We start from the raw sequence: 4,881 nt of genomic DNA on the forward strand, positions 1-4,881 counted from the left end.
ATGGGTTATATTGTATTTTATCAAGTTCATCTAAATGAGCTAGATATCGAACATACCCTTTTAAAGACATTATCCGCTCTGCTGATTTAGTACCATTAAATGGCTCGATGATCTCATTGGCTCGTACCTGTGTAATTGGTCCATCTGACATTATAACGACGTGATAGTGGGCTTTTTTAACTTCTCCATCTTCATTAGTATCTAAATCATGTAGTGGTGATATAAGTGACGGCAAATGTGTCTCAGATAGCATTGCCCGCCAGTTATTGGGTGCACTTTCAGGATATATTACAAACGCCCAATTTCTTGTTTTACTCGCTTTACGTCCTGATTCAACCATCTTTTTTGTCACATCCTTGGCACTTCTCACTACTCTTTAAGGGGGCGTCGTAGTCTAAGCCCCCTTTATCTTTGAAGCCGTCCTGCTCCGCTTTCGCTTCGCTACAGCTATGCAGAACGGGAGTGTTATCAAATGGATCAAGAGCATACTGTATCTCTAAAGATTTCTTTAATGTATCAGCAAGTTTTGACTTATCCAATCTAGGTGTTTCAATCAACTCAGGAGAATCTAATTGTCCTGAAATCATATACAACCCTTGCCCTGGTTTATACACTCTTGATGGAAATGAATAGCCCTCACCGAATAACATACGGTATTCAATACCACCAGAATTTCCTAAGAAAACACGAAATCCCATTTGTGAACGGCTCTCAGTATTTATATTGTGGGAATTTGGAGATTGGCAAATATTGGTAATTATTATTCCGCATTGACGTCCCAAAAGAGTTATCGCTTGCATATCAGACTCGAATTGTATTCGGACTTTTTTTTCGAGACTGCTAACAAAAGAGGCAAGCTCATCTATGACAACCATAATAACAGGTAGGTTAAAATCAACAAAATCGGCTTGAAATAAGTTCCGTTTTAAACGGTTTGTTTTCATATAATCATATCTTTTTTCCATTATCTGAATGACATCATCTAATATATGACATATTCCATCTTTCGATGACTCAACCCTGCCTTTTGGCATATAATCTGATAAAGACGAAATATCGCTATTTTTGGGGTCACATAGGTATAAGACATTGCCTTTGATTGAACAAAGTGCTGTTAAATAGTTTACAAAATATGACTTCCCAAATCCAGTTTGCCCGGAAATCAAGGCGTGAGGTGCAGTCCTCATAGACCAGACTGCACCTTTCTGAATAGGCAATTCATAATATTTGTTAGTTGAAGCAAGTTTTAATAATTCATAGTACATATCTCTTACTCCGATCTCAAATCATATGCCATGCTTACAGTGGAATCGCGTAAGCGGAACAAAATTACATCATCATCAAAACTGATTCGCTCAATATCCCAGTTAATTAAGTTCATCTTTCTTAGAACGTTATGAATTATCTTGGTATCTATTTTTCTTAGATATTCAACTTGTTGTGGCGATGGATCAATAAGAATGTACCCTATACCGTTATCTGTTGACAATTTACAGTGAAAGCCTATAGGGTCTATACTAATATATCGTTTACAAGTAAATGGATTTACTTTCCGATGGAATGAATCGGTGTACAAACCGAGAGTTATGAACACTTCGCCTATATTTTGATACAGTAATTCTGTGATTTTGTCATCTGAGTTATGTAACATTAAATTACTGTCAATCTTATCAATATAACGCACTGGTAAAAACTTTATTACTGCATCAAAGTTGTTATTTTCGTTAGCATATCTTTTCGTTACGATTCTTTTTCGCCGTCTATACCGTTTATATAGCAACCTTGATGTACCGATTGCAATTGCACAACTTATAATTACCCAAAGCCACCAAGCATCTTCCATATTGAAGTATGCAATTATTCCAATGCAAATACTGGCGATTGCCATACAGGGGAGAGGAGAGCTTAAAGCTCTCACAATCCTGTAGATAGCACACAAATTTTTAGTAAAATCTGTGGGGTCCTCATAACCAGTGCATCTGTAGATTAGGTTCTTGATTATTCTGGTGTTAATCATTTGAATCACTTCCCTTTCTTTCTCTTACTGGAGTTACTTTACCGTAAATGCTGAGCTTGTCGTTGAAATCACCCCAGATTGTGGCTTTTTCCACTTCTATCTTGCAGGGTGTTCTCATGAACTCAAAATGCTTTTCCATATCTTCTGCATTTATACCTAGCTGTTTGACAGTTATGGTTTCACCTTTATTGAGACCGTACTCATCCCCATATTTATTCTGATCCTCTATGACAAGCGCACGAGTCTTAGCTCCAGTTATTTTTACTGAATCGCCATCCCTTTCTTGTAATGGCATGGAATCAAGGTACAACAAACTCAGCTTAGTAATAAATTCGGGATCGAATTTCTGGTAAAAATATAATTTTCTCATTTTCTTACTTCCTTCCTCTGGTTTCCCAGACTAATAGTTGATTACTTTATTTTTTTTTCTTGTTCTTTTTTGAATTTAACAAGAAATTTTTTATACTCACTCTCGTTAGAAGAAATAAATGCTTTTACTGCACTTGATGTGATACTTACACTAATCTGATTTATTTGCTCTTTCGAGAGTCGCATGCTACCTCCTTTCATCAAATTCAATTGATCTACCAAAAAGATACCATAATTTTTTTCCTTTTATGAGTTGGTTAGTTCGGAAAATTATTTACTTATTGACAAATTTATGATATTATTCTTGTTGAAAGGATTTTTGATATGAAAAAACACATTTTAAAACCTACAATTCCCAATGGATATACATTTCAAGGAATATTTTTTCTTGAAGGAATTTTTTCTGAAACACCGACTGTACCAATAATGGGTTTTTCTGATATGAAAAAACATTTAATTAAATCAAGCGACCATAAAGAGAAAATCAGCTTAAAATTTAGTAATTTAGAAACTCCTGATGATTTTTTCAATTTCGCAGATACATATGGATCTTTATATGAAAATAAAGATGGATTGTTAGGTAATGCAGAAATCTCAGCAATAACAGAATCTTCACTGCTTGACATATTTAAGTTAACGCCAGGTAAGAAAGCAACTGGTAAAATGGAACGAGTAATTGGAGATTCAAATATGAAAAATGTTACTCGTTATGAATTTCTATCTGATTGGATCATTTCATCAAGACTTTTGAAATTAGCTTTTTCACTTCATCGAATATTAAAAGAAGATTTTAAATATGAAAATGATAAAGACGATTTCATTATATCTACAAGTTCAAAGACAACATTAGTGGTATCTATGCTAAAAAACAATGATGTTGAGGGGGTTGTTATAGGTACAGGCATTCCTAAAAATAATACTTCTTACTTATATAATGATAACAGCTTAAAATCATACGCTATAAATACAAATGATTACTGTCTTGCAAACTACCCTTCTGAACTGGTAATAGTGGGATTCCTTTCTACTAATGGTGAAACTAAAACTAAACTTAAACAAATTTTTATTGATGCACTTGATGCTCTATTTAATTTTCATTTGGGAATACCTACGTTCGGGTCTACAAATGGCAAATTAGATTATAGATTCAACTCACTATTATCATACATATGGGCAGATTGTCTTTTTTCCACAAACCAATTAGTTGATATCTCAACCTGCGATTATTGCGGGCGACCTTTCATGCGGGTTAATCGTGGTAAAAAAAGAAGATTTTGCACTGATTTATGTTCTAAAAATTATCATAATAATTCTAAATCACGTGGTCAGAAAGGAAAGAGCAAATGAACGTGGTAATTTACGCAAGATATAGTGATCCACGGCAGCACGAGAGTTCAATAGAAGTGCAGATTGAGCAGGCGGAAGCACTGGCAAAGGAAAAAGGATATAGTGTTGTTGATTATTATATAGATAGAGGAATTACAGCAACAGATGATAAAAGACCCGAACTACAACGTCTTATGCGTGATAGCAAAAAAGGATTGTTCTCCGCAGTAATTGTATATAAATCAGATAGATTTTTTAGGGATAACGAAAAATACTATATCTACAAACACGAACTCTCAAAAAACAATGTGGCATTGCTCGCTGTAAAAGAACGCTATGAAGATTCAGCGACAGGTCGCTTTCAGGAATCTGTGGTTGTCGCTTTAAACCAACTTTTTAGCGAACAATCAGCCGAACGTGTAACCGATGGAATGAGAAAGACAGCTGAAAAAGGTTTATTTGTTGGTGGTGCTGTTCCAACCGGATTTAAAATTGAAAGACAGGAATATGTTATAGACCCAAACACCGCACCGATAATAAAAATGATCTTTGAGAAATATGCTGATGGTATGAATATGAAAGATATCATTGATGAGCTGAACGAAAGAGGATTAAAAACATCGAGAGGAAGACCTTTTACAAAGAACGCTTTCAATGGAATTATTGATAATAAAAGATATACTGGCTGTTACATTTACAAAGATATTGAAATACCTGACCGTATACCACGTATTATTAGTGATGAAATATGGGAACGTGTCCATCTTAGACGTAAGCGTGTACGAGGAACAAAAGGAACTAGATATAACTATTTACTCACAGGGAAACTATATTGTGGCGTTTGCGAAAATTTGATGTATGGCTACACAGGCACGTCTCATACATCTGAAAAATATCACTATTATAAATGCAGTGATCGTATTTGTAAACGTGAATGGAAATATATACCTCAACAACCTCTTGAAGATTTTGTTATAAATCATTGTCGAGATATACTTACTGATGAGCACATTGCTGAAATTGCTCATCAAAATGTTACCATGTCAGAAAGAGAATCTGAACGTCGATTTTATAAACAATTAAAAAAGAACTTGAAGACAGCAGAAAAAGAGCTTGAAGAATTGGGGAATGTCTTGTCAAAGGGTCAAGAAATTGATTATATCCTTTCT

The 4,881-nt window shown here is 34.7% G+C and carries 7 protein-coding genes; 2 read left to right on the top strand and 5 right to left on the bottom strand.

The genetic code is table 11. The features are described 5' to 3' along the window. The 5 genes from RMR19_RS14475 to RMR19_RS14495 all read right to left on the bottom strand — a co-directional run. Positions 1-370 (bottom strand): Rep family protein (locus RMR19_RS14475; RefSeq protein ID WP_310604205.1); only part of this gene is annotated, 370 nt, incomplete at its 3' end. Then, the gene (locus tag RMR19_RS14480; protein ID WP_310604206.1) at positions 333-1,265 is read right to left on the bottom strand and encodes a hypothetical protein; all 933 of its coding nucleotides are present in this window, start codon (positions 1,263-1,265) and stop codon (positions 333-335) included. The genes RMR19_RS14475 and RMR19_RS14480, both read right to left, overlap by 38 nt. Before the next feature lie 5 nt (positions 1,266-1,270). Further along, the gene (locus RMR19_RS14485) at positions 1,271-1,888 is read right to left on the bottom strand and encodes a hypothetical protein (RefSeq protein WP_310604207.1); all 618 of its coding nucleotides are present in this window, start codon (positions 1,886-1,888) and stop codon (positions 1,271-1,273) included. 121 nt (positions 1,889-2,009) lie between these two features. Beyond that, entirely contained in the window at positions 2,010-2,387 is a 378-nt protein-coding gene (locus tag RMR19_RS14490) for a hypothetical protein (RefSeq protein WP_310604208.1), read from the bottom strand. A 41-nt stretch (positions 2,388-2,428) separates the two neighbouring features. Next, complete coding sequence (locus RMR19_RS14495) at positions 2,429-2,572, bottom strand: hypothetical protein (protein ID WP_310604209.1); 144 nt, start codon at positions 2,570-2,572, stop codon at positions 2,429-2,431. Between the two features lie 138 nt (positions 2,573-2,710). On the opposite strand from RMR19_RS14495, the gene RMR19_RS14500 reads away from it, so the two are divergent. Together RMR19_RS14500 and RMR19_RS14505 are read left to right on the top strand one after the other, a co-directional pair. After that, entirely contained in the window at positions 2,711-3,733 is a 1,023-nt protein-coding gene (locus tag RMR19_RS14500; RefSeq protein WP_310604210.1) for a hypothetical protein, read from the top strand. Continuing rightward, positions 3,730-4,881, top strand: a 1,152-nt coding sequence (locus RMR19_RS14505) for a recombinase family protein (RefSeq protein WP_310604211.1), incomplete at its 3' end; no start/stop codon positions are given. The genes RMR19_RS14500 and RMR19_RS14505, both read left to right, overlap by 4 nt.

This window comes from Anaerosporobacter sp. (assembly GCF_031551385.1).
Lineage (GTDB): Bacteria > Bacillota > Clostridia > Lachnospirales > Lachnospiraceae > Anaerosporobacter.